The 24,829-nt window shown below is 67.5% G+C and carries 27 protein-coding genes and 1 tRNA gene; 12 read left to right on the top strand and 16 right to left on the bottom strand.

The features are described from left to right. Positions 1-81: 81 nt before the first annotated feature. A complete protein-coding gene (locus tag J7D54_RS07595; protein WP_182764652.1) occupies positions 82-276 on the top strand; it encodes a hypothetical protein in 195 nt (64 codons plus the stop codon). On the opposite strand, the gene J7D54_RS07590 is transcribed toward J7D54_RS07595, so the two are convergent. Further along, entirely contained in the window at positions 273-1,553 is a 1,281-nt protein-coding gene (locus tag J7D54_RS07590; RefSeq protein WP_182764653.1) for an O-acetylhomoserine aminocarboxypropyltransferase/cysteine synthase family protein, read from the bottom strand. The two genes, J7D54_RS07595 and J7D54_RS07590, sit on opposite strands and share 4 nt — an antisense overlap. A 361-nt stretch (positions 1,554-1,914) precedes the next feature. On the opposite strand from J7D54_RS07590, the gene J7D54_RS07585 reads away from it, so the two are divergent. After that, a complete protein-coding gene (locus J7D54_RS07585; protein ID WP_182764654.1) occupies positions 1,915-2,082 on the top strand; it encodes a hypothetical protein in 168 nt (55 codons plus the stop codon). Between the two features lie 61 nt (positions 2,083-2,143). On the opposite strand, the gene J7D54_RS07580 is transcribed toward J7D54_RS07585, so the two are convergent. After that, complete coding sequence (locus tag J7D54_RS07580) at positions 2,144-2,845, bottom strand: alpha/beta fold hydrolase (RefSeq protein WP_182764655.1); 702 nt, start codon at positions 2,843-2,845, stop codon at positions 2,144-2,146. Between the two features lie 64 nt (positions 2,846-2,909). Between J7D54_RS07580 and J7D54_RS07575 the strand changes: the two genes are divergently transcribed. Continuing rightward, positions 2,910-3,416 carry an O-acetyl-ADP-ribose deacetylase gene (locus J7D54_RS07575; protein WP_182764860.1) on the top strand — a complete coding sequence of 169 codons (507 nt, stop codon included), beginning with the start codon at positions 2,910-2,912 and terminating at the stop codon, positions 3,414-3,416. Here the strand turns inward: J7D54_RS07575 and J7D54_RS14260 are convergent. Continuing rightward, entirely contained in the window at positions 3,410-3,976 is a 567-nt protein-coding gene (locus J7D54_RS14260; RefSeq protein WP_076058886.1) for an HNH endonuclease, read from the bottom strand. The genes J7D54_RS07575 and J7D54_RS14260 overlap by 7 nt on opposite strands. 427 nt (positions 3,977-4,403) lie before the next feature. On the opposite strand from J7D54_RS14260, the gene J7D54_RS07565 reads away from it, so the two are divergent. Then, complete coding sequence (locus tag J7D54_RS07565) at positions 4,404-4,904, top strand: ferritin-like domain-containing protein (RefSeq protein WP_182764656.1); 501 nt, start codon at positions 4,404-4,406, stop codon at positions 4,902-4,904. A 250-nt stretch (positions 4,905-5,154) separates the two neighbouring features. Then, a complete protein-coding gene (locus J7D54_RS07560) occupies positions 5,155-5,559 on the top strand; it encodes a four-helix bundle copper-binding protein (RefSeq protein ID WP_220486406.1) in 405 nt (134 codons plus the stop codon). Between the two features lie 70 nt (positions 5,560-5,629). Here the strand turns inward: J7D54_RS07560 and J7D54_RS07555 are convergent, their stop codons facing one another. After that, entirely contained in the window at positions 5,630-6,430 is an 801-nt protein-coding gene (locus tag J7D54_RS07555) for a hypothetical protein (RefSeq protein WP_182764657.1), read from the bottom strand. Between the two features lie 139 nt (positions 6,431-6,569). Here J7D54_RS07555 and J7D54_RS07550 point away from each other — a divergent pair, with 139 nt between their 5' ends. After that, the gene (locus J7D54_RS07550) at positions 6,570-7,883 is read left to right on the top strand and encodes an APC family permease (RefSeq protein ID WP_182764658.1); all 1,314 of its coding nucleotides are present in this window, start codon (positions 6,570-6,572) and stop codon (positions 7,881-7,883) included. 30 nt (positions 7,884-7,913) lie between these two features. Here the strand turns inward: J7D54_RS07550 and J7D54_RS07545 are convergent, their stop codons facing one another. Both J7D54_RS07545 and J7D54_RS07540 read right to left on the bottom strand, forming a co-directional pair. Further along, a complete protein-coding gene (locus J7D54_RS07545) occupies positions 7,914-8,297 on the bottom strand; it encodes a nuclear transport factor 2 family protein (RefSeq protein ID WP_182764659.1) in 384 nt (127 codons plus the stop codon). A 584-nt stretch (positions 8,298-8,881) separates the two neighbouring features. Further along, positions 8,882-9,904, bottom strand: a complete 1,023-nt coding sequence (locus J7D54_RS07540) for a helix-turn-helix transcriptional regulator (protein ID WP_182764660.1) — start codon at positions 9,902-9,904, stop codon at positions 8,882-8,884. Between the two features lie 81 nt (positions 9,905-9,985). Here J7D54_RS07540 and J7D54_RS07535 point away from each other — a divergent pair, with 81 nt between their 5' ends. Beyond that, a complete protein-coding gene (locus tag J7D54_RS07535) occupies positions 9,986-10,279 on the top strand; it encodes a hypothetical protein (protein ID WP_182764661.1) in 294 nt (97 codons plus the stop codon). After that, positions 10,276-10,557, top strand: a complete 282-nt coding sequence (locus J7D54_RS07530) for a hypothetical protein (RefSeq protein WP_182764662.1) — start codon at positions 10,276-10,278, stop codon at positions 10,555-10,557. The genes J7D54_RS07535 and J7D54_RS07530 overlap by 4 nt, the downstream gene beginning before the upstream one ends. Positions 10,558-10,595: 38 nt before the next feature. On the opposite strand, the gene J7D54_RS07525 is transcribed toward J7D54_RS07530, so the two are convergent. Beyond that, positions 10,596-10,669, bottom strand: a tRNA-Pro gene (locus J7D54_RS07525). 161 nt (positions 10,670-10,830) lie between these two features. Between J7D54_RS07525 and J7D54_RS07520 the strand changes: the two genes are divergently transcribed. From J7D54_RS07520 to J7D54_RS07510, 3 genes are read left to right on the top strand one after another with little or no spacing between them, the layout of a single operon-like run. After that, positions 10,831-12,117, top strand: a complete 1,287-nt coding sequence (locus J7D54_RS07520) for an NAD(P)/FAD-dependent oxidoreductase (RefSeq protein WP_182764663.1) — start codon at positions 10,831-10,833, stop codon at positions 12,115-12,117. 11 nt (positions 12,118-12,128) lie between these two features. Continuing rightward, positions 12,129-12,449: a TusE/DsrC/DsvC family sulfur relay protein gene (locus J7D54_RS07515; RefSeq protein ID WP_182764664.1), complete on the top strand. Its 321-nt coding sequence runs from the start codon at positions 12,129-12,131 to the stop codon at positions 12,447-12,449. Between the two features lie 12 nt (positions 12,450-12,461). Beyond that, complete coding sequence (locus J7D54_RS07510) at positions 12,462-13,091, top strand: DsrE/DsrF/DrsH-like family protein (protein WP_182764665.1); 630 nt, start codon at positions 12,462-12,464, stop codon at positions 13,089-13,091. Here the strand turns inward: J7D54_RS07510 and J7D54_RS07505 are convergent. The 6 genes from J7D54_RS07505 to prcB all read right to left on the bottom strand — a co-directional run bounded on the left by J7D54_RS07505 (position 13,073) and on the right by prcB (position 19,427). Further along, on the bottom strand, positions 13,073-14,692 hold the full coding sequence (locus J7D54_RS07505; protein ID WP_182764666.1) for a SulP family inorganic anion transporter: 1,620 nt from the start codon (positions 14,690-14,692) through the stop codon (positions 13,073-13,075). The two genes, J7D54_RS07510 and J7D54_RS07505, sit on opposite strands and share 19 nt — an antisense overlap. Before the next feature lie 204 nt (positions 14,693-14,896). Beyond that, complete coding sequence (der, locus tag J7D54_RS07500; RefSeq protein ID WP_245243904.1) at positions 14,897-16,228, bottom strand: ribosome biogenesis GTPase Der; 1,332 nt, start codon at positions 16,226-16,228, stop codon at positions 14,897-14,899. A 44-nt stretch (positions 16,229-16,272) separates the two neighbouring features. Continuing rightward, positions 16,273-16,929, bottom strand: coding sequence for a (d)CMP kinase (cmk, locus tag J7D54_RS07495; RefSeq protein ID WP_182764667.1), 657 nt, complete (start codon positions 16,927-16,929; stop codon positions 16,273-16,275). After that, positions 16,929-18,002 carry a prephenate dehydrogenase gene (locus J7D54_RS07490; protein WP_182764668.1) on the bottom strand — a complete coding sequence of 358 codons (1,074 nt, stop codon included), beginning with the start codon at positions 18,000-18,002 and terminating at the stop codon, positions 16,929-16,931. Before J7D54_RS07490 ends, cmk begins: the two co-directional genes overlap by 1 nt. Further along, positions 17,995-18,651: a proteasome subunit alpha gene (gene prcA / locus J7D54_RS07485; RefSeq protein ID WP_182764669.1), complete on the bottom strand. Its 657-nt coding sequence runs from the start codon at positions 18,649-18,651 to the stop codon at positions 17,995-17,997. Before prcA ends, J7D54_RS07490 begins: the two co-directional genes overlap by 8 nt. Next, positions 18,648-19,427 carry a proteasome subunit beta gene (prcB, locus tag J7D54_RS07480; protein ID WP_245243902.1) on the bottom strand — a complete coding sequence of 260 codons (780 nt, stop codon included), beginning with the start codon at positions 19,425-19,427 and terminating at the stop codon, positions 18,648-18,650. Before prcB ends, prcA begins: the two co-directional genes overlap by 4 nt. Positions 19,428-19,463: 36 nt before the next feature. Here prcB and J7D54_RS07475 point away from each other — a divergent pair, with 36 nt between their 5' ends. Next, positions 19,464-19,811, top strand: a complete 348-nt coding sequence (locus tag J7D54_RS07475; RefSeq protein WP_245243900.1) for a DUF3054 domain-containing protein — start codon at positions 19,464-19,466, stop codon at positions 19,809-19,811. On the opposite strand, the gene J7D54_RS07470 is transcribed toward J7D54_RS07475, so the two are convergent. The 3 genes from J7D54_RS07470 to metH are packed head-to-tail and all read right to left on the bottom strand — an operon-like array spanning position 19,734 to position 24,818. Further along, complete coding sequence (locus tag J7D54_RS07470; protein ID WP_182764672.1) at positions 19,734-20,702, bottom strand: tRNA (adenine-N1)-methyltransferase; 969 nt, start codon at positions 20,700-20,702, stop codon at positions 19,734-19,736. The two genes, J7D54_RS07475 and J7D54_RS07470, sit on opposite strands and share 78 nt — an antisense overlap. Further along, complete coding sequence (locus J7D54_RS07465) at positions 20,699-21,364, bottom strand: HAD family phosphatase (protein ID WP_182764673.1); 666 nt, start codon at positions 21,362-21,364, stop codon at positions 20,699-20,701. Before J7D54_RS07465 ends, J7D54_RS07470 begins: the two co-directional genes overlap by 4 nt. Continuing rightward, complete coding sequence (gene metH, locus J7D54_RS07460) at positions 21,354-24,818, bottom strand: methionine synthase (protein ID WP_182764863.1); 3,465 nt, start codon at positions 24,816-24,818, stop codon at positions 21,354-21,356. The genes J7D54_RS07465 and metH overlap by 11 nt, the downstream gene beginning before the upstream one ends. Between the last annotated feature and the right edge of the window lie 11 nt (positions 24,819-24,829).

Genomic DNA, 24,829 nt, shown 5'->3' with positions numbered 1-24,829 from the left:
GGTCACTGCCTGGTGGTCGACCCTTCCCGGCGACACGGGGAGCCGCTAGCCTGACGAAGACCACCCAGTTGAGGAGGACCGATGTCTGAAGATCGCCGCCCTGACCCCGCTTCGGAGTCTGTGCCCCTGGTCGACCCCCAGGCCGACGAGGTCGAGGAGATGGACGAGGAACACGCCCATTCCGCCGACGGTGCGATCCCGGAGGACAGCGTCGAGGAGACGCGTGTCCACCAGGAGAACGCACCGCGCGAACAGGTGGGCAACGAAGGCGTCTAGATCTGGTCCAGCGCCTGCGTGAGGTCGGCGATGATGTCGTCGATGTGCTCGATCCCCACCGAGAGCCGCACCATCTCAGCCGGCACCCCGGCCGCGGCCAGTTCCTCGTCGCTCAACTGCGAGTGGGTGGTGGAGGCGTTGTGGATCACGAGCGACTTGGCGTCGCCGATGTTGGCCAGGTGACTGAACAACTCAAGTGATTCGACGAACTGCTGCCCTGCCGCCCGCCCGCCGGAGATGCCGAAGGAGACCAGGCCGCCGAAACCGCCCTTGAGGATGCGCAGCGCCACCTCGTGGGTGGGGCTCGACTCCAGACCCGGGTAGTTCACCCAATCCACCTGGGGGTGCTGCTCCAGGAAGCGCGCCACCTTGAGCGCGTTCTCGCTGTGGCGTTCCATCCGCAGGTGGAGCGTCTCGACTCCCTGCAGGACGAGGAACGAGTTGAACGGCGAGATGGTGGCGCCGGTGTTGCGCATGAGAACGGTGCGCGCCCGGATGATGTAGGCGAGGTTGCCCACGGCCTCCGTCCAGACCACCCCGTGGTAGGCGGCGTCCGGGCCGGTGAGCCCCGGAAAACGCTCCGCGTGCGCGTTCCAGTCGAAGTTCCCGGAGTCGATGAGGACCCCGCCCAGCGAGGTGCCGTGGCCTCCGAGGTACTTGGTGAGGGAATGCACGGCCACGTCGACGCCATGGTCGAACACGCGGGTCAGGTGCGGCGTCGGGACGGTGTTGTCGACGATGAACGGCAGGCCGAGCTCGTGGGCGGCGGCCGACCAGGCGTCGAGGTCGATGACGTTGAGGGCGGGGTTGCCCACGGTTTCGCCGAAGACCAGCTTGGTCTTCTCGTCGACGTGCTGGGCCAGTTCCTCCGGCTTGCTCGGGTCCACGAAGCGCGCCTCGATGCCGAACTGGGCCAGCGTGTGCGCGAAGAGGGCGAAGGTGCCGCCGTAGAGCGTGGAGAGGGCGACGATGTTGTCGCCCGAGTAGGTCAGGTTGAGCACCGCGTACGTCACTGCCGAGGCACCGGATGCTGTGACGAGTGAGCCGACGCCACCCTCGAGGGCCGTGAGTCGCTGCTCGAGTACGTCGCTGGTGGGGTTCATGAGCCGCGAGTAGATGTTGCCCGGCTTGCGGAGGGCGAACAGGTCTGCGGCATGCTCGGCGTCGTCGAAGACGAAGCTGGTGGTCTGGTAGATCGGGACGGCGCGGGAGTTGGTGGTGGGATCAGGCGTTTCCTGGCCGGCATGAACGGCCAAGGTTTCCGGGCGGTAGCTCATGGGTGTTCCTTCAGTCGAGGGTGTGAGCGCGAACTTACTGCCCCACTCCTTCGGCGGCGAGGGCATCCCAGTTCGCGGTCAGCGGACAGCAGGTTGTCCGGAGCGCATCGCTCGTCGGCGGCGCGCGGATCGGCCGTCACGCTGGGCCGCCACGGGCCCCGGCGCCAAATGAGCACTCTCTGTTGTCATATCCGCTCAGATTGGCCGGCTCCTTGCAGATGGACAGCCGGTGCCGTGACGATGGGTGAGCAGAACAGGTTTATCCGGCCGAAAGCATCGCCATCACGGACGCCACCCGAGGCTGTCTGTTCTACTCGGTCACACCACCGAGTGGACCGCCGCGTCCGACGGCCGCAAGTGGATGACCGAGTGCGACACCGCCGCCACCGGCCGCAACGGGTGCCGTTCGTACACCTGCGTGACGGTCTATAAGGCCACCCCGAGGAGCACTGGCGGGTACGCCTTCAGCCAGAGCAACGAATGGGTGTTCAATAACATCGTCATGCTGGGTTCGCCGTCGCTGCGGTGACCCCCTGAACGACCAGAGCCCCCGGCCGCGATCCTCTCGCGGCCGGGGGTTCTGCGTCGTTCTAACGTCCCCCGGAGGCCTCGGTGAGGATCACGTCGGCGAGCTTCTCCGGCTGGCTCGCCTGCGGCCAGTGGCCGGAATCCAGCTCCACGTACGAAAGGTGCCGGACCTTGGGCAACTCCGACACGGGCGCGAAACCCTGCGAGATCCAGTTGCGCACATCGGCCTCCGAGAACTCGGGGCACACCATGACGACCGGCACGTCGTAGCGCTTCGGGTTGCCCAGCGACTGCGTGCCGAGGGCGTAATCGGCAGGGGCTGGAGACATGTGGCCCTCGAGCCAGGCCCGGTCCCCCTCGCTGAGGTCTGCGATGTCCGGGCCGTCGAATGGTTGCCAGCCGGGGAAGGGCAGGACGCCGTCGTCGTTGGTCTCGAAGCCGTCCAACAGCATCATGCCGTCCGGGATGGGGAAACCTCCCAGCAACAGCACACTGGCCGTGCGGTCAGGCCGGCGATCAGCTGCGGCCCAAGCGGCGGCGCACGCGGCTGAGTGACCTACGAGCATGGCGGGACCGCTGGCGCTGTCGATCTCCGTGACGATGGCCGCGACGAGGTCGGCGTAGGTGACGTGGCGGGGGTCCGCGCCATCGTGGCCTGGCGGTGTGATGGCGGTCACGCGGTGACCGGCCTTCAGCAGGGCGGGGGTGACGCGCTCCCAAGAGGAGCCGTCCAGCCAGAGTCCGGGAATGAGAATGATGTCCATGGAGAGCTCCGTCGGGTTCGGTGACCTGCTAGCTCCAGCCTAAGGTGCTGGCACCATGGTCGACATGGTCAAGGTGAAGGTCATCCGGGGAGATATCACGCAACAGGACGTCGACGCGGTGGTCAATGCCGCCAACAACCGTATGCGGGGCGGTGGCGGGGTCGACGGTGCGATTCACCGCGCGGGGGGCCCGGCGGTCCTCGAGGAATGCATCACACGGTTTCCGCACGGCCTGGCCACGGGCGACGCCGGCTGGACCACCGCCGGCGACATGCCGGCCCACTGGGTGATCCACACCGTCGGTCCCAACTACGCCGCGGGCGAGCGCGACCGGGGGTTGTTGGTCTCCTGTTACCGGCGCTCGCTGGAGGTGGCCGATGAACTGGGCGCCCGGAGTGTCGCCTTTCCGTTGATCAGCGCGGGCATCTACGGCTGGCCCAAGGGTGATGCGATCGCGGCCGCCGTCGAGTCCGTCAACGGGGCTGACACCGCCGTCGGAGAGGTTCGGTTGGTGGCCTTCGACGAGGCCACCTTCGCGCAGCTCGAGCGGGCAGTCGCGGAGGCTCAGTAGCTCTCGGACTCGAGGATCCGCCAGACCTCGGCCTGGACGCCTGAGTACTCCAGGGTGGAGGAACTCGGGTCCCACAGCAGCTTCATCTGCGCCTCGTCCGGAGTCCGGTTGCCCTTCCGACCGTTGCAGAGCGAGCACGCCGCCACCAGGTTGCCCCACGTCCATCCGCCGCCGCGGGACGCAGGGTGCACGTGATCGACGGTGAGCGCATGCCCGCCGCAGTATGCGCACGTCCACCCGTCGCGGCGCAGGATCTCCAGCCGGGTGGCGCGCTGGTGCAGTTCAGGCCTCTTGCGCCACGGAATGTCGATCCAGTAATTGAGCCGCACGATGATGGGCCAGGACATGTCGACGGTCCCGCCTGCGGAACGGACGCGTTTGGTGGGATGCACCTTGAAGGGAGAGTAGGTGCCCTCCAGGATGCCGATCACGGCCGAGGTCCATTCCACCTCCCCCTTGACGTCGTAGTCGAGCCCCACGACGAAGGCCGTGCGGAAGTGTTCATCGAGCTGGCAGGCGGCGATGTAGCGGTGCGGCTGATGCCTCAGACGAAGTCCCATGCGACACGGTTCCTTTCATGTGGATTGCAGGTGGAATGAAAAGAGGCCCCAGGGACGGGAATCCCTCGGGGCCTCGGATGCACGGCGCGCACGCCTCGCACATCGCTCACGGTCGTATCGCCTCTCGGCCGGCCGCTATCCCCGGGTGCGCGCTGTGGCGCCGGTGACGGGCTTGCACGGTGTGGATCATTCGGGGCGACCTCTCCTGTGAGTGTGCAGCACAAAAATATCAGCCTCCACCCAATTCCCGGTCGTCCTCGGCGCAGGAATCATGCACCCGTAGCCACAAATTCACCTGACCCACACCTTCGAGGGTGGACGTCGAAAAGCCTTCCGGTTCTGGTCCGTCGGGGTGAGGTGCTCCCGAGTGGCAGCCGTTAGCGTCGGTCGGGAGGGGGAAGTCCCCCCTGAGTGAAAGGTGACCATCATGGCCGACAAGACCCTGGACAACCTGTTCTTCGACACGCTCCGCGACATGTACTACGCCGAGCGCCACATCGCCAAGACGCTGCCGAAGCTGGCCGACAGCGCCGTTTCGGACAAGTTGACCGAGGCCTTCCTGACCCACCAGAAGGAGACCGAGCAGCAGATCGCCCGGCTGGAAGAGGTCTTCAAGATGATCGACCGGCAGCCCACGTCCAAGCGCTGCGAGGCGATTGACGGTCTCATCGCCGAGGGCGACGGAATCATGGAGGATTTCAAGGAGAGCCCGGCCCTCGATGCTGGCCTCATCTCGTCGGCCCAGGCCGTCGAGCACTATGAGATCGCCCGCTACGGCACCCTCCGTCGCTGGGCCTCGATGCTCGGGCTGAGCGACGGCGCGTCGCTCCTCAGCGAGTCGCTCGACGAGGAGTCGCGCACCGACGAGCTCCTCACCAAGTTGGCTGAGGCTGAAGCAAACGCCCGCGCGAAGAGCGGGAAGAGCTGACCCACCGCTGATCGGCGGCCATGGGGCGCCCGCGAGCCGGGCGCTCCATGGCCGTTGTCTTTCAGCCCATCCGGTCAACGGATCATCACGTCCATGACCCGTCGTTGGAGGTCGAGTTCGAGTACGCCTCCGGCCACTAGATCACGGCGGATCGCCTGCCCTGACCGATCTGCGCTGTTAGCGTGGGGGCCAGAGCAACTCGGCGCGTCCACAGCCGGAGACTCCCGGCGCGCGCCGGAAGGAGGACGACATGTTGACCATCGAAGCCATGCTCGACACCTACCCCCAGGAACTCGCGAGCGTCGACGGGGAGAAGTTGGTTGAGTGCATCCGGGCCTGTCTTGAGTGCAGTCAAACGTGCGCGGCCTGCGCTGACGCCTGCCTGGCCGAGGACATGGTGGCCGAACTCAGGCAGTGCATCCGGACGAACCTGGACTGTGCCGACATCTGCGCGACGACAGCGGCGGTCCTGTCCCGCCAGACGGCCCGCAACACCGAAGTGATCCGAGCCCTGCTCGAAGCCTGTGAAGCGGTCTGCCGGGCCTGCGCTGACGAGTGCGAGAAGCACGCCTCGATGCACGAGCACTGCCGCGTCTGCGCGGAGTCGTGCCGTCGCTGCGAACAGGCCTGCGCGGACCTCCTCGCCACCCTCTGATCCCTCTCTGCAGCGCCCCCGGACAGCGTCTGCTGTTCGAGGGCGTGCGTGCGCTCTGGCTCTGGCGCGTTCATCCCGACGTCGACGGGCTGCCGCTGCGGCGGGCGATCCGGAAGAGCTTCACGCCCACCCAGGCGAACCAGATCGGCAACAGGAGGCCGTAGACGAGGTAGGCGGAGCCGATCATGGGGCGCAGGGCCTCGCTGAGGACACCGATCGCCCCGGCCGCCATGCCGACGACGGACAAGGCCCGGCCCCACTGCCCATGCCACATCACGACGGACAACACCAGGATCGCGCCGGCGGTCAGGATGCCCGCCCAGGACACGGCGTTCGTCGCGGCGATCAAGGCCTCTGCCGCCGCCACCAGCGCGGCCTGGTCGCCTTGACCCGCACCGGCGTAGGCGTCGCTCAGCACGACCATGCCCCCATGCAGGGACTGCGGGCTGCTGCCCAAGGCCAACGCGATGGTCTCCGACACGATCCCGAGGAGGCCGCCGATCAGAGCCAGGGTCTTGTTGACCGACGACAGCGCGACGCCCAATGCGGCGAACACCAGGAGCGCAGGCACCGCCAACCCGACGAAAGAGACCAGCTCAACCAGATAGACGGCCTTGTGCTCGGCGATGTACTCCAGAAGAGGCCGCCCCTGGCTGGGCGGCAGGGGCGCCACGAAGACGAGGACGACGGGGACCAGCACCAACACCACGAACAGCAGTGCGGCGTAACCGCCGATGCTGTACAGGGGGCGCCAGGACAGGTCGACGCGGGCTGTCCCGGAGGGTGGGGTCCGCTTCTCAATCGCCCCTGTCAGGAGGGCTTTTCCAAGCGCAGGTTCCGCTGGCGCGGACGACGGTCTGGGTCTTTCCATGGTGGACTCCCGTATGAGGGCGACATTGCCCTGCACTCCACATTCTAGAACTCGGGTGGGCCTCCGAAGCAAGGGGCGGCAGGTGCCAACTCCGCATCGACGCAGGGCCGTTGGCCCCCTCCGTCGCTAGCCTCTGGGGATGTCGAACGTCACGCACACGGCGCTCAACCGCTCCGTCACCACCCCCGCACTGTTCGCGTTCATCCTCGGGGACGTCCTCGGAGCAGGGGTCTACGTTCTCGTCGGCGTCATCGCGGCCGCTTCCGGCGGTGCGGTCTGGGTGCCGCTCCTGGTTGCGCTGGTCATGGCGTTGCTGACCGCCGGATCCTACGCCGAGCTGGCCACCAAGTACCCAAGGGCGGGCGGATCGTCCCACTACGCCAACCGTGCTTTCGGACCGTTCGCGGGCTTCCTCATCGGCTACTGCATGCTCGCGGCGGGGATCGTCTCGGTCGGTGCGCTGGCGCTGGGCTTCGCCGGAGACTATCTCGGGGAGTTCCTGACCCTGCCTGTGCCCTTGACCGTCATCGTGTTCCTCGCGCTGCTCGCCGCCCTGAACGCATTCGGCATCAAGCAGTCCCTCTTCGCGAATATCCTCGCCACCATCATCGAGGTGGGCGGCCTGGTGCTGGTGGTTGTCCTGGGATTCATGGTCATCGCCCGCGGTGATGCGGACCCGTCGAGACTCACTCAGCTCGGCACCACCGAGAACGGCCCGCTCGCTGCTGTTCTCGCAGGAACGGTGCTGGCGTACTACTCGTACGTGGGTTTCGAGACGTCCGTCAACGTCGCCGAGGAGACCAAGGATCCCGCCCGCTCCTACCCGCGCGCACTGTTCGGTGCGTTGCTGGTGGCGGGCCTCGTGTACGTGGGCGTCGGCGTCGCCGCCAGTGCGATCGTGCCCACCGACGAGCTCGCCGCGTCGACCGGCCCTCTGCTGGAGGTGGTGCGCGCTGCGGGCGGGGTTCCGCCGGTGCTGTTCTCGGTGATCGCCCTGATCGCCGTCGCGAACGGCGCGTTGTTGACCGGCATCATGGGCTCGCGGCTGGCATACGGCATGAGCCGCGACAGGTTGTTGCCGTCGTTCCTGTCGAAGGTGCTTCCCGGGCGGAAGACCCCGTGGCTGGCCATCGTCGTCACCACCGGCTTGTCGGTGGTGTTGGCGCTGCTCGGCTCCATCGAGGTGCTGGCCTCGACGCTGGTGTTGTTGTTGCTGGTGGTGTTCACCGCCGTCAACGCCGCCGTCCTGGTGTTGCGCAAGGACGCGGTGGCGCACAAGCACTACCGCGTGCCGCGCGTGCTGCCCGTCCTGGGCATCGCGAGCTGCGTGCTGCTCGCCACGCAGGTGGAGGGAGAGACGTGGCTATTCGGCCTCCCCATGCTGGCTGTGGGCGGTCTGCTGGCCCTCTTCGCGCGGAGGAACGTGCGTGCGACGGCTCGTGCCGAGGCCTGACTGCCCCTCACACATGGCTCCCCCACGGAGCTAAGCCTGCTGCCGCAACTTCCAGAAGCTGTCCTTACGGACGATGAGCCCCTCGTCGTCGAACGTCCACAGGTCACAACCCCGCACCTCAATGCGTTCACCCGACACGGTTGTGCCCGTGATCGTCCATTCGGAGGCGCCCCTCTGCTCGGCGACGAAATGGCTGCCGCCGGTGTACCGCACGTCAGGAATGCCTTGGAAGCGGGCTGCTAGGCCGCGCCGGACCTCGTCGCGTCCGACGAACCGACTCCCCCAGGGATCCTCTCCCCGGGGCGACTCGAAGACGCAGTCCTCAGCGAAGTAGCCCATGATGGCGTCGAGATCGTGCCGGTTGAACGCGTCGAGAACATCGTCCAACGCCGCCACCTGTGACTCGTGGGACACGGCGCCTCCTCTTTTCCACGTGATCGCTGACTCGCGGTCTGCTTCTTCAATGGTCCGCCGCCACCAGCCATTGCGCGAGACCCCGTGATTCGCGGCTCGCGCGAGCAATCCGACGGCGATGACGTCGCAGTAGCGTTGGACGGGCCCGCACGCAGCACGTTCTCCGCCGCCTCCAGCGAGACTGCATCCATTCACGCGGCGGCCGCTACCCGCTCGACAACGTGGTCCCGGCGTGCGGTTCGTGCAACACGAGCCAACACCACACTGAGGTGACGAGCTGGCTGAGGCGAAGGAAGTGCGACGAGCGCGCTTTCCTGTGTGGCGTCATTTTCACTCAGGCCCCAATGAGCTCGGACTCTCCGCGGTCTGTGTCAAAAAACCGTCCTGATTTGTCGAGTGTTCACTTTGCCGCCGCGCTCACCGAAGCCGAGTCGGGAGCGAGCCCCGCCCCGTCGATTCCCTACAACCGGTCGTAAACCGTCCATTCGTCATGCAGGGACTGGACACCCGAATCGGATCGCCCGTGTTCCTACCAATCGTCAACGGCCCCACCGAACAACCGGGCTGATCCCCTTCCTCGGCGGTCATCCTGTGAGTAGTGGTACGAGGTCACGACGGGTATCCACGCCGGCCTTGGTGAAGATGGACTTCAGGTGGTCCTGGACGGTGTAGGGCGCAAGGTGCAACTCATGGGCGATCGATGCCGTGTCGAAACCCCGGGCCACCCTTCGGACGACGTCGGCCTCTCGGGGGGTGAACCCAAACGCACGAACGCAGAGGTCGAGCCTCTCGGGGGTGGTCACAGGTTCGACTGAGACGCTGATCACGCCGGAGGGCATTAGCCGTCCGGCACGGACGGCGACCCACTGTCCCTCACCGATGTGGGTTCGGGCCTGCGGCTCATGCCGGTCGACGCCGTCCTCGATCGCGAGGAGTTGGGCCGCCGTGTTCATGGCCGCGGCCGGGACAGGCGGCAGACCGTCGGGGCGGGGCAGCAGGCGTCGCAACCGGTCGTCCATCCCCGAGGTGCTGGCCTGGATCCTCAGGTCCGCGTCCATGAGCAGGGTCGCGGGACCCGGCGGAACATCCGCACCCGACGGCGTACGGCGCAAGGTGTCCGCTTGGGCGGCGCGCAACGCCGTGGTGACCGCTGCGACGACCGATTTCAGCAACGCATCCTGGCCAGGCCGGAGACGCTCAGGGAGCCACAGGTCAAGGAACGCCCAGCAACCGTGGGCGTCCCTGAATACGGCCGAGGCAACGTCCACCACCCCCGCGGGCTGCTGCACCTCCCGCCAGAGCTGGCTGGTTGAGGCCAGGTCTCCCAGACTGGCGACTTGGGCGAGGGCGGTCCAGCGGTTGATCGGTGTGGCGTACTTGAGGCGAATCGTCCTGGCCAGGTCCGTGACCCCGGGAACGTCCGCGAGCGGGTCGACACCCACGCAGGTGTCGGGATCAGTCAGCACCCACACGTAGCCACCGAACTCGATGGCACGCCGCAGCTCCTCGATCACGGCGACGCGCAAGGACCGCGCATCAAGACCGGAGCGGCCGCAGTGATGAAGGATCGCACGGCGCACCCGCTCTACCGACACTCCCCTGGCCATGGCACGAGCCTAATAGCCCGCCGTCGAAGAACCCAGGAATCTGGGATGGGAAACCCACCATGCAGGGCGCATTGTGGTGGCATGTTCACACTCCACATCGAGCACCCGATCTCAGACTTCGGCACCTGGCGAAACGCCTTCGACGGCTTCGCCGACATGCGCCACCGATCCGGCGTCCGTTCCCACACCATCCGGCAACCGGTCGACGACCCCGGCTACGTCCTGATTGACCTCGACTTCGATACCACAACTCAGGCCGAGCAGTTCCTAGACCTACTCCGAACCCGCGTGTGGGCCAACCGGGACAACAGCCCCGCCCTCGTCGGCGCACCGATCACTCGCATCCTTGAAGTCCGCGACGCTAGCCAGCCGTGACGCTGCCACGGCTCTCACAAGGTGAGGAAGCCCCGGAGCCGACGCCGACGGTCGAGGCTATCGAAGAGGCTGGCCACCTCGGGATGGTGTGGCAATCCACCGATCCGGCACGCGTGAACCAGCCAGCCGCCGAACAGCCCACCTTCGAGGGTCGCGACGGCATCGAAGTGCGGATCAACAGGTTCTCTACATTGACGCGTCCAATGCCCACCCTCGACCCCACACGGACTATCAAACCCAGCGACCCGAAAAAGAAGAAGCCTGAACCCTCACACTGAGGGTTCAGGCTATTCCGATGTCCTGAGACATCACACGGTCGGGCTGACAGGATTTGAACCTGCGACCCCTTGACCCCCAGTCAAGTGCGCTACCAAGCTGCGCTACAGCCCGCCGCTGCCGTGAGGCAACTCGGATAGCTTAGCGCCTCTCGCTGAAGTGCGCACATCGAGGCCCTTGCAGGCTGGAGATGCATCGACCGGCTTGACGAGATTCCCCACAGGCATACGGGGCGGGGTATAGAATCGTGAGCATTCCTACTCATGGAGGTCTCAATGAAGAGACTGCTCATCCTCGGTGGGGGCACCGCAGGCACGATGGTGGCCAACAAGCTGCGCGCTGTCCATCCGCCAGAGGAGCTCGCCATCACGGTGATCGACCGCGACAACGACCACCACTACCAGCCCGGCTACCTGTTCCTGCCGTTCGGCATCTACACCCCGGACAAGATCGTGGAGCCGCGCCGCCGGTACCTGCCGCGCGATGTGGATCTCGTCCTCGGCGAAATCGACCGCATCGCTGTCGACAGCAAGAGTGTGCTGCTCGCCGACGGTCGCGAACTGCCGTGGGACACTCTCGTCATCGCCACGGGGGTTCAGCCGAGACCGGACCTGACGCCCGGGGCGGACAGCCCTGACGTCCACCACTTCTACGATCTGCCCGCCTCCATCGCCCTGCGCGACGCCATGCGGGACTTCAGGGGCGGCCGCCTCGTCATCCACCTCACCGACATGCCCATCAAGTGCCCGGTCGCGCCACTGGAGTTCACCTTCCTGGCCGACGGCTTCTTCCGGGACCGGAAGTCGCGACACAAGGTGGAGATCGTCTACGTGACCCCGCTCGACGGGGCTTTCACCAAGCCGGTCGCCTCCAGGGAGCTCGGGTCGATGTTCGCCGAGCGCGACATCGCGTTGGAGACGGACTTCGCCGTCGAACGCGTCGACACCGACGCGAAGGAACTGGTCTCCTACGACGACCGGCGGATCCCCTACGACCTGTTGGTGTCCATCCCCCTGAATCTCGGCCCGGAGTACATCTCGCGTTCAGGACTGGGGGACGAGCTCAACCTCGTGCCCTGCGACCAGCAGACCATGCGGGCGGATGCCCATCCGGACATCTTCGTGCTGGGCGACGGCGGCACCCTGCCGACATCGAAGGCCGGGTCGGTCGCGCATTTCTCGGTCGACGTGTTCTTGGACAACTGGCCGCACTACCTGAAGGGCGAGCCCCTCCCCCACTCGTTCGACGGACACGCGAACTGCTTCATCGAGACCGGCCACGGCAAGGGCATGTTGCTGGACTTCAACTACGAGACGCAGCCCTACACGGGCACCTTCCCCCTCCCGGTGGTCGGGCCGATGCGGCTGCTCGGCGAGTCGCGCTCGAACCACCTGGCGAAGCTCGCGTTCAGATGGGTCTACTGGCAGCTGCTCCTGAAGGGCCGCCCGCTGCCGTTCACCACGGACATGCTGCTGCTCGGCAAGCGCCTCGAAGGCGACTCCTCCGGGCTCACCCTCACCCAATGGGCACGCAAAAAGCTGCCCCTCGGCACCCGGAACTGAAGGAGACTCCCGTGCCACGCACACGCATCGACGGCGGCCGCGTCATTGACGTCAACGACGAGGGCTTTCTCACCGACTACGAACAGTGGGACGACGACCTCGCCCGCACCCTGGCCGGGTACGCCGGCCTCGACGAACTCACCGACGAGCACTGGAAGGTGCTGCGCTTCCTCCGCAGCGACTACCCGGAGCGCAAGGAGACGGCGACGCTGCGCCGCACGTCCGTGGTGGGCGGCTTCGACATGAAGGAGTTGTTCCGTCTCTTCCCCGGCAAGCCGGCCAAGAAGATGTCCTATATCGCCGGGCTCCCCAAGCCCAAGGGCTGCGTCTAGAAAGGCCGTGGCATGACCGAGATCCTCGACCACCCCATCATCCCCGACTTCGGCCCGGCGACCGCCCGGCCCCCGTCGTCCAACGATTCGACGGAGGGTAAGGCACGTCTGAAGCCGTCGGACTTTGCAGCCGCCGCCGTCGTGTCCGAGCCCGCGGGGCAGCCGCGGAAGATGTGCTTCATCGCCTCCAAGGGCAACCTGGACATGGCCTACCCGGCACTCATCATGGCCAATGCAGCGTTGGGCGAAGGCATCGAGACCCACATCTTCTTCACGTTCTGGGGCTTCGACCTGGTGACCGAACGCACGATGGACAACCTGAAGTTCACCATGCTCGGCAACACCGCCATGCACCTGCCGATGGCGCCGTCCATGCCGGTGTGGTCCGGCATGGGCGCCATCCCCGGCATGACGCGGATGGCGACCAAGATGATGACCAAACAACTCGATGACCTGGAGATTCCAGGGGTGCGCGAGTTCCTCGACATCATCGTGGCGGCCGGAGGTCACCTGTGGGGCTGCAAACTCAGCTTCGACATGAACGGCCTGGTCATGTCCGACCTCTATGAAGGGGTGGAGGACGTGATCTCCGCCTCCGACTTCGTCGAACTCAGCGCTGGAGGTCAGATCATCTTCGTCTGAACCACGCCGGTGCGCAGTTCGTCGTCAATCCAGGTCAGCGCCTCGGACAGTTCCTTGACGTGATGGCGCTGCTGGGTGGCGCCCATCAGCACCGAGGTGCGTCGCTGGCTGTTGTTCATGCCCTGGATGACGTAGATGACGTGACGTCGGCGCAATCGCCGCAGCGCGGTGTCGAGCGCCACGGCGCCGGACGCGTCGAGGATGCGCATCTGGTGACAGCGGATGATCACCGCCGCGGTGTGGTCCCCCAGGTCGTTGACCTCGTCGATGAACCGCTGCGCGTTGCCGTAGAACAGCGCGCCATCGACCCGGAAGATGGCGACGGCATCGCGCAGGTGCTCCTGCTCCACGTTCCAGTCCACGACGCCCTCCATCGTGGTGGTGGGCAGGTTCTGCCGGGCCACCACGGAGTAGGTGGCCATGTGCCGCAGGCTCATCACGGCAGCCATCAGGAGCCCCAGCAGCACGGCGGCCACCAGGTCCAGCAGGACGGTGGCGGCGAAGGTGAGCAGGAACGTGTTGCGATCCGCCCTGGTGACGGTGAGCATCGTGCGGCCCAGGCGCAGGTTGATCATGCGCCCGGCGGTCACCAGGAGCACGCCGCCCAGCGCGGCCATCGGCACGGTCGCCACGATGGGCGCCAACAGCAACATGACGGCCAGCAGCATCACGGCGTGCGTCACCGACGACAGCCGGGTACGGGCCCCGGATCGGACGTTGACGGCGGTCCGGGCGATGGCGCCCGTGGCGGGCAGGCCACCGAAGAGCCCCGACGCGATGTTGGCCAGGCCCTGGCCCATCAGCTCGCGGTCCGGGTTCGTCGGAGAGAGGTCCGGGCGCATCCCGTCGGCGACCCTGGCGGACAGCAGCGACTCGAGCGCGGCCAGCGCCGCGATGGCGAGCGCCGGCCCGGCCAGGTCCTGCAGCATCCCCAAGGTGAAGTCCGGCACGCGCGGTGAGGGCAGGCCGGTGGGCAGCGCCCCGATGGAGTCCACCGTGATGGGCAGCAGCACGACGGCGACCGTGGCGATGATGATCGAGATGAGCGCGAGTGGCCATTTCGGCACGTAACGCAGGCCCACCAGGTGCAGGGCGATGACCGCCACCGCCACCGCCAGAGGCTGCCAGGCGTGGCTCCAATCGGCCTGCTGGATGGTCTGCCAACCGGCGACCAGGGTGGATTCCGACGTGCCGCGTGGGGCGTCGAGGATGAGCGGCAGCTGCTGAAGGGCGATGATCACGCCGATGCCCATCGTGAACCCCTCCACCACAGGGAAGGGGATGAACTCCACGGATCTGCCGACCGCAGTGATGGCCATGGCCACCACGATGATGCCACCCATGATGGCGAGCAGGGGGATCACGCCGAGGCCGTACTTGGCGATGACCGGAAGCAGTACTACGGTCATGGCGCCGGTGGGGCCGGAGACCTGCAGGTGGGAACCGCCGAACACGGCAGCGACGATGCCCGCGACGATGGCGGTGACGAGGCCGGCCGCGGCACCCGCCCCCGAGGCGACACCGAAGCCCAGAGCGAGCGGAAGAGCCACGACACCGACGGTTATGCCGGCCACCAGGTCCTTCAGCCAGGAGTGCTTCAACCCCCCATAGTCCGCTGGCCCCGGCCAGAGGTTCCTCAGGTTGATGAAGTGTTCGCCCGCCAGCACTCGGTAGCGGCGTATCTGTTCCCTCGGCGTCAGGCGCTGAGTTTCAATCCGGAAATCCCGGTTTCCCATGTGGTAATCGCCTCCAGAGCGAAGCGTACTCCCCCCACCCCCCGGATCCGATCTCGCCTCCGCTTGGCGTCAGACGCGGTCCTTGCGCTTCTCACGAGCGCGGATCTGCACCTGGACGGGCGATCCCTCGAAGCCGAAGTCCTCGCGGAGGCGACGCTCGATGTAGCGCACGTAAGTCTCGTCCATCTTGCCGCTGGTAAACAGGGCGAAGGTGGGCGGGCAGTTCTGCGCCTGCGTGCCGAACAGGATCCGCGGCTGCTTGCCGCTGCGCACGGGGTGCGGGTGGGCGGCGGAGAGCCGGCCGAGGAAGGCGTTGAGCTTGCCGGTGGAGATGCGCGACTCCCAGCCCGCGGCGGCCGTTTCGATGGCCTTGCCGAGCTTGTCGACGTTGCGGCCGGTCAGCGCTGAGATGTTCACAGTGGGTGCCCACTTCCACGCCTGCAGGTCGCGGTCCACCTCGCGCTCCAGGTAGTAGCGACGCTCCTCGTCGGTGAGGTCCCACTTGTTGAAGGCGATCACCAGGGCGCGGCCGGACTCCTCGATGTTGCTGAGGATGCGCAGGTCCTGGTCCGACACCGGCTCCGAGGCGTCGACCACCATGATGCACACCTCGGCGCGTTCGATGGCGGCCTGGGTGCGGAGCGAGGCGTAATACTCGTGGCCGGAGGCCTCCTTGACCCGCTTGCGGATGCCGGCGGTGTCGATGAGGCGGTACACCTGGCCGCTGATCTCGACGAGTTCGTCGACAGGGTCCACGGTGGTGCCGGACACGTCCGACACGACGACCCTCTTCTCCCCCGCCATCTTGTTCAGCAGCGAGGACTTGCCCACGTTCGGCTTGCCCACGATGGCGATGCGACGCGGGCCACCGATCTCGTCGTAGGTCTCGCGCGGGGCCTCAGGGATGGCGTCCAGCAGCGCATCGAGCATGTCGCCCGAGCCGCGGCCGTGCAGCGCCGACACCGGGAACGGCTCGCCCAGGCCAAGGTTCCACATGCTGGCGGCCATGACCTCATGACGCTGGTCGTCGACCTTGTTCGCTGCGAGCACCACGGGCTTCTGGGAACGGCGCAGCACGCGGACCACGGCCTCGTCCTCATCCGTGGTGCCGACGGTGGCGTCGACGACGAACAGCACCGCGTCGGCCAGCGAGATGGCCATCTCCGCCTGCTCCGCGATGGCGGCGGCCATCCCCGTCGCGTCGGAGATCCAGCCGCCGGTGTCGACGAGCACGAATTCTCGGCCGTTCCAGTTCGCGTCGTACGAGACGCGGTCGCGCGTGACGCCCGGCTGGTCCTGCACCACGGCTTCCCGGCGACCGAGGATACGGTTGACCAGCGTCGACTTACCGACGTTGGGTCGGCCGACAACGGCCACGATGGGCTTGACGGTCTCGGTCACGGGAGCCTCCTGAAGAGAGTGGGCAGCGCCCCAGCCTAGTCGAATCAGCTGGGCGGTGTGAGCGCGACGATTGCGTCGACCACTTCCGAGGGTGTCAGGAAGGTCGAATCGATGACCGTCACGCCCGCTGCGGCCTCCGTGAAGTTCGACACCGTGGAGTCGTCGCGGTCACGGCGGAGCACCTGGTCGGTCACCTCGGCTGCGGTGGCCCTGCCCTCCACCTCGGCGGCGCGCCTGGCGACCCGGGCGGAGGGATCCGCCACCAGCAGCACCCGAACGTCCGCGTCAGGCGCCACGACCGTGGTGATGTCGCGGCCCTCGACGACGATGCGCCGGTCGTGCTGGGCGATGACGGTGCGCATCAGTTTCGTGAGCAACCGACGTACCTCGAGGTTGGTGGCGACTGTCGAGACGGCCGCGGAGATCCGCGGCTCGCGGATCTCGTCGGTGACGTCGTGCCCGTTGATGTGGAACGTCGGCGACTCCGGGGTGGTTCCGCACACCAGCGCGGCCTCGGCGACGAGCCGGGCCACCGCGTCGCCGTCGGCTCCCCCGGGATAGCGACGCAGGTACTCGGTGGTCGCCGCCCGGTACATGGCGCCTGTGTCGAGGTACCCCAGGCCCAGCCGTCGGGCCAGCAGTTTTGCGGTGGTGGACTTGCCGGAGCCGCTGGGCCCGTCGATGGCGATCAGCAGAGACATCAGACATTTCCTCCGTTGGATGACCACGCACCCCAGCCGCGCTCCAGCAGGGTGGCGCGGAGCTTCTCGGCGACCTCGCTCTCGACGGAGATCTGCAGGTAGCCGACCTCGCGGACCGGGTCGTGGGTGATTTCAAAGTCCTCGACGTTGAAGCCCAGCTCGCCGATGTCGGTGAACAGGCGGCCCAGGGCGCGCGGTTCATCGGGGATCTCGACGGTGACCTTGAGCAGATCGAGAGGGTTCTGGCCGTGCTTGCCGAGCAGTGAATGGGCGCCGGTGCGCCCGATGGACAGGAAGTGCTCGAGGTCCTCGGGGTGGTCCAGCACGCTGATGAGGTGCGCCAGGTCCGTGGCGACCTCCTCGAGTTCGTGGCGGACGGCGTCGGCGTTGGAGACGATGATCTGGCGCCACAGGGCCGGGTCCGAACCGGCGATGCGGGTGACGTCGCGGATCCCCTGGCCGGCGAGCCGCAGGTTGTCCGTGGGCACCTCACGGAGGTGGCTCGCGGTCAGGATGCTCATCAGATGCGGCACGTGACTGACCTGCGCCACCGCCTCGTCGTGCAGGTCCACCGGCATGGTGACGACGCGTGCCCCCACCTCCTGGGCGAGCTTCTCGATGCGGGCCACGTCCTCCGGCAGGTTCCCGTCCTGCGGGGTGACCACCCAGGTGCGGTCCTTGAAGAGGTCGCCTGATGCGGTGAGGGGGCCGGTGAACTGGGATCCGGCCATAGGGTGCGAGCCCACGTAGCGGCGATGCTCCGGAGCGAGCTTCACCACCGCCTCCAGGATGGGGGCCTTGACGGAGCCGACGTCGGTGATCACGGCGTGCGGGAACTTCTCGAGGGTCTCCGCCACGAGGCTGGGGATCACCTCTGGCGGGGTGGCGACCACCACAATGTCGGGGTTGTCGGTGGCCTCATCCGAGATGCGGCCGGCGCCGAGCCCCGCGGCCACCAGGGAATGGGCGGCCACGATGTCCCAGAGGATCACGTCGTAGCCGGCGCGCGTGAGGGCCAGCCCGAGCGAGGAGCCCACCAGGCCGGCGCCCAGGATCAGTACCGATTCAGCCACGGGCCACCTCGTCCCGGCTGAGGCGGCGGAAGGTGCGGCGCCGGGCCTCGCCGCGCTCCAGCACGGCGACCTCGAGCTGGTCCGAGTGCAGGGCGTTGCCGGCCAGCGCGACGGCGTCGCGCAGCGGTGCGTCGGGGGCGAAACCGGCCCGCACCACGTCGGCGACCCGTTCGGCGTCCCCGCCGATGACCGCGAGTTCCTGTTCGTCGGTGATCACGCCGTCGTAGCTGATCCGGTACAGCACGTCGCCGATGGGCTGCTCCCCCAGTTCAGCGACGATCAGCTCCACCTCATAGGGCTTCTCACCGCCGGAGGCGAACGCGCCGCCCAGCAGCTGCGAGTAGGCGCCGGCCAGGCTGCGGCCCGTCACGTCACGGCGGTCATAGGAGTAGCCCCGCAGATCCGCGTGCCGGATCCCGGCGATCCGCAGCGTCTCGAACTCGTTGTACCGGCCGACCGCTGCGAAACCGATGCGGTCGTAGATCTCGGCGACCTTGTTCAGCGTCGTGGAGTGGTTCTCCGCCACCATCGCGATCCCACCGGCATAGCGCAGGACGACGACGGCGCGCCCCCGTGCGATGCCCTTGCGGGCGAACTCCGCCCTGTCCAACATCTGCTGCTCGGGACTGACATAGAACGGCAGGCTCACAGCGCGTACCCCCTCGGGCCGTCGGGACGCGCGGTGCGTGCCGCGACGATGGTGTGGGCGAGCTCCCGCACGCCCTCTTCGGACCAGCGGGCGACACCGGCGGCAGAGGCCCGCAACACGAGCGGAAAGATGCCCCGGGTGAGGTCGAGGCCGGAGGTCGCGGAGTCGTCGTCGGCCGCGTCGTACAGCGACTGCAGCAGTGCCGCGACGGCCGAACGCTCATCGGCGTCCGGGTCGTGCAGCTTCTTCAACGCCCCGCGGGCGAAGGCTGCGCCTGATCCGACGGAGCAGTACTGGTGCTCCTCGTAGCGGCCCCCGGTGGCGTCGTAGGAGAACATCCGGCCGCGCAGCGCGCGCTCGTCCCAGCCGACGAACAGGGGCAGCACCACCATGCCCTGCATCGCCTGGGGCAGGTTGGCCCGCAGCATGGAGCTGAGCCGGTTAGCCTTGCCGTCGAAACTCAGTTGCGTGCCTTCGACCTTCTCGAAGTGCTCCAATTCCACCTGGAACAACCGCACCAGTTCGACGGCCAGCCCCGCCACGCCCGCCACCCCGATGATCGACAGGTCATCGGCACCGAAGACCTTCTCGATGTCGCGCATGGCGATGGCGGTGCCCATGGTGGCGCGCCTGTCGCCCGCCATCACCACGCCGTCGCGGTAGCGGGCCGCCACAATCGTGGTGCCATGCACGGCAGGCATGGCGGCACCACCGGCGGCGGGGAGGGTCTCCGGCGCCACCTGCCTCAGGTACTCCATGAAGGAGGGGCTGTCCATCATCACCCTTCTATAGTGGCTGGCATGAAGCGAGTAGTGCCAATCATTGTCGATCTGGTCTGCGTACTGGTCTTCGCCGTGATCGGGCGGGCATCCCACGGCTTGGACCTGCTCGGCGTCCTCGCCACGGCGTGGCCGTTCCTGCTGGCCTGCCTCATCGCCTGGGCTGCGGTGGCGATGACCAAGTTGCCCTTCGCCGGCTGGCGGGAGGGGCTCATCGTGTGGAGCGTGACGCTCGTCGTGGGCATGGTACTGCGCATCGTTGCCGGCGACACAGCGGCCTGGGCGTTCGTCGTGGTTGCCGCGCTATTCCTGGCCGTCACCCTCATGGGTTGGCGCTTCGTCTGGAGACTGAGCCGCCACCGGAGCGCCCGCACCGCCTAGGTCCGCCGGGATGTTCGCCGGGCGAGGACCGGTGTAGTCGGGGCCGTAGGCGCCGGGGGCAGGCCGACGGCTGCGCATCGGCGCCTGCTGGCCCGGGGCCAGTCGTCGGGAGATTGCGAGGAACCCGGTGTGGCTCGACGTGCCGTGCCCTGGCCGGATGGCCAGACCCTCGGCGTGCCAGTCACGCACGGTCGTCTCGGTGAGCTGCGGCTCGGTGAAACCTCCGTGGGCGCGCAGGGTGTCGGCCACGCGACCCAGTTGGGTGGCGGTGGCCACATAACACACCAGCACGCCGCCGGGGACGAGACGCTCCCCCACGGCCCCGATGCACTCCCAGGGGGCGAGCATGTCGAGGATGGCCCGGTCGATCTCGTCGTCCGTGATGGCCTCGACGAGGTCGCCGACGGTCACTCGCCAGCCGGGGTGGTCACCGCCGATGAAGTTGCGCACGTTGTTCTGGGCGACCTCGGCGAACTGCTCACGCCGCTCGTAGGAGTGCAGCGTGCCCTCGGGACCGATGGCCCGCAGCAGCGCCAGCGACAGCGCGCCGGAACCGACGCCGGCCTCCAGCACACGCGCGCCGGGGAAGATGTCGCCCCACATCACGATCTGCGCGGCTTCCTTGGGGTAGATGACCGCGGCGTCGCGCGGCATGGCCACCATGTAGTCGTGGAGCAGCGGCCGCAGCGCCAGGTACTGCATGCCGCCGGCCGACTTCACCACCACGCCCTCGGGCCCGCCGATCAGCTCGTCGTGGTGCACCGCCCCCTTGGTGGTGTGCCACGTCGCCCCCTCCTTGAGGAGGATCGACTTGCGGCGGCCCTTGCTGTCGGTGAGCGTCACGCGCTCGCCGGGCTGCAGGGGCCCTCTGTGCACTCCCGACAGGTTCATGCCAGTTCCTTCCGTGCCCGCCATACGTCGACGAGCGTCTCCCAGGTGATGCCGTCGAGCCCTTCGCCGATGTGCATGCGACGGTGCTGCTCGAGCGGCACAGAAGGCACAGCGTAGACGACGGCGCCCGAGGCGAGCCCGGACAGGGTGCCCGGCACGGAATCCTCGAGGATCACGACGTCCTTCGGGGAGACGCCCAGGCGCTCCATGGCAAGGAGGTATCCCTCCGGGTGCGGCTTGGTCTTCTTCACGTCGTCGGAGGTGACGATGAACGAGACATGCTGGGGCAACCGGTCTCGGGCAGCGTCCAGAACGGACCCGCTGCTGGCGGTGACGATCGCGCAGGGCACGCCCAACGCCGCCAACTCCACGAGGAGTTCGCGCGAGCCGGGCAGGTACGGGAGGTCGCGCTGACGGAGGTGGTCGGCCACCCGCTGCAGGAGCGTCTCCAGTAGGCCGTCGATGTCGTCTGAGCCGATGGCTTCGGCGATCATCGCGGCGGAGAGCCGCGCGTCCTGGCCGGTCATCGACTCCCACTGCTCGGTGGTGAACGTCACCCCGTGCTCGGCGAGCATCTGGCGCTCGATCTCCTGCCACACGGGCTCGGTGTTGACCAGCGTCCCGTCGAAGTCCCAGAGGACGGCCTTCGGCTCAGCCTGCATTGAAGTACTTCGCTTCCGGGTGGTGCACGACGATGGCATCGGTCGACTGCTCAGGGTGCAACTGCAGTTCCTCGCTCAGCTCGACGCCGATCCGCTCCGGCTCCAGGAGCTCCACGAGCTTGGCGCGGTCCTCCAGGTCCGGGCAGGCGGGGTAGCCGAAGGAGTAGCGCGAGCCGCGGTAGCCCTGCTTGCGGATGGCCTCCTCGATGTTGGAGGTGGCGCCGAAGCCCAGGTCCTGGCGGATCCGGTCGTGCCAGTGCTCGGCGAGGGCCTCTGTCAGTTGGACGGACAGGCCGTGGAGCTCCATGTACTCGCGGTAGGAGTTGGCCTCGAACAGCTTGGCGGTGCCCTTGGCGACCTCGGCACCCATGGTGACCAGTTGCATGGCCAGCACGTCTGGGCCGCGCTCGGCGGCCTCGTCTGCGTCGCGGAAGTAGTCCGCCAGGCACAGGCGGCGGTCACGGCGCTGCCTCGGGAACGTGAACCGGGTCAGCTCCTTCTGCGGGTCCTCAGGGCTGCCGACGACGAGCGACTCTCCCTCGGAGTACACGGGGAAGTAGCCGTAGACGACGCCGAAGTTGGCGAGGTTCTCCGTCTTGATGCGATCCATCCACATCCGCAGCCGGGGCATCGCCTCGGTCTCGACGATCTCCTCGAACGTCGGGCCTCCCCTGCTCCCCTTCAGGCCCCACTGGCCCATGAATGTGGCACGGTGGTCGAGCCACGCCGCGACGTCCGCCAGGGCGATGCCCTTGACCACGCGCGTGCCCCAGAACGGCGGGGTGGGGACGTCGATGTCGCGGGCGACGTCGGAGCGGGTGCCCGGTTCGATCGGCACCTCCTCCACCTCGACCTTGGCGTAGCGGCGCTTCTTGGGCTCCGGCAGCTTCGCGCCCGGAACGCCCTGCTTCACGGCCATGACGGCGTCCATGAGCGCGAGGCCCTCGAACGCGTCCTTGGCGTAGCGCACCTGGCCCTCGAAGATGTCGCCCAGGTCGTGCTCGACGAAGGTACGGGTGAGTGCGGCACCTCCGAGCAGCACCGGGTACTTCTCGGCGAGGCCAAGCCGGTTGAGCTCTCCCAGGTTGTCCTTCATCACGAGCGTCGACTTCACGAGGAGCCCGGACATGCCGATGGCGTCGGCGCTGTGCTGCTCGGCGGCGTCGATGATGGCCTGGATGGGCTGCTTGATGCCGATGTTGATGACGGTGTAGCCGTTGTTGCTGACGATGATGTCGACGAGGTTCTTACCGATGTCGTGTACGTCGCCACGGACGGTGGCCAGCACGAGGGTGCCCTTGCCGGTGTCGCTCTCCGACTTCTCCATGTGCGGCTCGAGGTGGGCCACGGCCAGCTTCATGGTCTCGGCGGACTGGAGAACGAACGGCAGCTGCATCTGGCCGGAGCCGAACAGTTCGCCCACGGTCTTCATGCCGGCGAGCAGGTCCTGGTTGATGATGTCGAGGGCCGGCTTGTCCCTGAGGGCCTCGTCGAGGTCTGCGGTGAGCCCCTTCGCCTCGCCGTCGATGATCCGGCGCTGGAGGCGCTCCTCGAGCGGCAGCGCAGCCAGTTCCGCGGCACGGGAGGCGCGTGCGGAGGCCGCGGTGACACCCTCGAACAGGTCCAGGTACTTCGAGAGCGGATCGTAGCCCTCGGAGCGGCGGTCGTAGACCATGTCGAGCGCAACCTGGCGCTGTTCCTCCGGGATGCGGTCCATCGGGAGGATCTTCGCGCTGTGCACGATGGCTGAGTCGAGGCCTGCCTGCACGCACTCGTGCAGGAACACGGAGTTCAGCACGATGCGGGCAGCCGGGTTCAGGCCGAACGAGACGTTCGACACGCCCAGCGTGGTGCGCACGCCCGGGTACAGGCGCTTGAGCTCACGGATGGCCTCGATGGTCTCGATCGCGTCGCGGCGCGTCTCCTCCTGGCCGGTGGCGATGGGGAACGTCAGGCAGTCGACGAGGATGTCGCCCACGTCCATGCCCCAGTTCTTCGTGAGGTCCTCGATGAGGCGTGACGCGACGCGCACCTTCCATTCGGCGGTGCGGGCCTGGCCCTCCTCGTCGATGGTCAGCGCGACGACGGCGGTGCCATGCTCCTTCACCAGCGGCATGATCCGCCCGAAGCGCGACGTGGGGCCGTCGCCGTCTTCGTAGTTGACCGAGTTGATGATCACTCGGCCGGCCAGGTGCTCGAGGCCTGCGAGCAGGACCTCCGGCTCCGTGGAGTCGAGCACGATCGGCAGCGTGACGGCCGTCGAGAGGCGGGAGGCCAACTGCTTCATGTCCGCGACCCCGTCGCGGCCGACGTAGTCGATGCAGAGGTCGAGCACGTGCGCACCGTCGCGGGCCTGGGCCTTGGCGATCTCCACGCACTCGTCCCAGTTCTCCGCCAACATGGCGTCGCGGAAGGCCTTGGAACCGTTGGCGTTGGTGCGCTCGCCGATGTTCAGGTAGCTGGCGTCCTGCTCGAACGGCACCTGGATGTAGAGCGAGCTAGCCGAGTTCTCCGGCTGGGGGTCGCGCGGGGCGACCTCACGGCCGCTGTAGCGCTCGGCGAGGAGGCGGATGTGCTCTGGCGTGGTGCCGCAGCAACCGCCGATGACCGCAAGCCCGAACTCGTCCAGGTAGGTGCCCAGGGCGTCGGCGAGGCCGTCGGGGCCCAGCGGGTAGCGGGCACCGTCGGCCGTCAGTTCCGGGAGACCGGCGTTGGGCATGGTGCCGACGGCGATCTTGGCGTTGCGGGCGAGGTGGCGCAGGTGCTCGCTCATCTCGGCGGGGCCGGTGGCGCAGTTGAGACCGATGCAGTCGACCCCCAGCGCCTCCAAGGCCGTGAGTGCGGCGCCGATCTCGGAGCCCAGCAGCATGGTGCCGGTGGTCTCGACGGTGACGTTGACGAGGATGGGCAGGTCGACGCCCGCCTCCGCCGCGGCCCGCTGTGAGCCGATGATGGCGGCCTTCGCTTGGAGGAGGTCCTGGCAGGTCTCGATCTGGACCGCGTCGATGCCGCCGCGGATCATGGCGGCCACCTGACGCTGGTAGGCGTCGCGGATGGCGGCGAACTGGACGTGCCCGAGCGTCGGCAGCTTGGTGCCGGGGCCCATGGAGCCCAGGACGAAGCGGGGCTTGTCCGTGAACTCGTCTGCCACGCTGCGGGCGATCCGTGCGGCGGCCTCAGCCAGTTCGTCGAGGCGATCGACGATGTCATACTCGGCCAGCGCGGCCAGGTTGGTGCCGAAGGAGTTGGTCTCGACGGCATCCGCACCGGCCTCGAAGTACGCGCGGTGGACGGAGGCCACGATCTCGGGCCTGGTCACGTTGAGGATCTCGTTGCAGCCCTCGAGCCCCTGGAAGTCGTCGTCGACACTGAGGTCGCCGAACGACTGCAGCATGGTGCCCATCGCCCCATCGGCAACAAGCACACGACGATTCAACAGGTCTCTCAGATTAATAGCCACCTGGC

The organism is Tessaracoccus sp. MC1865, from assembly GCF_017815535.1.
Classification (GTDB): domain Bacteria; phylum Actinomycetota; class Actinomycetes; order Propionibacteriales; family Propionibacteriaceae; genus Arachnia.
Note: the sequence above shows the minus strand (reverse complement) of the source record. Positions and strands in the feature narration are given on the sequence as shown.